Below are 261 nucleotides of genomic sequence, written 5' to 3' on the forward strand. Positions count from 1 at the left end.
GCAGGGTCTCCTTCAGCAGCGTGCGCAGCATGCGCTGGCGCGCGGGCCGCGCGACCTGCTGTTCGACGATGCGCCGGCCGATGTCGGCCAGCCGTCCGTACTGCACGCCGGACGGACAGGTCGATTCGCAGTTGCGGCACGTGAGGCAATGGTCCAGGTGCGCCTGGGTCTTATCGGTGGCGGGCCGGCCTTCGAGCACCTGCTTGATCAGGTAGATGCGGCCGCGCGGGCCTTCCAGCTCGTCGCCGGACAGTTGATAGG

At 69.0% G+C, this 261-nt stretch carries 1 protein-coding gene; it reads right to left on the minus strand.

Annotated elements, in window-relative coordinates:
• Positions 1-261: 4Fe-4S dicluster domain-containing protein (locus ACCD05_RS31955; RefSeq protein ID WP_413397702.1), on the minus strand; the 261-nt coding region annotated here is incomplete at both ends.

The sequence above is a fragment of the Rhizobium sp. Rhizsp42 genome (assembly GCF_047304155.1).
Taxonomy (GTDB): Bacteria; Pseudomonadota; Alphaproteobacteria; order Rhizobiales; family Rhizobiaceae; genus Rhizobium.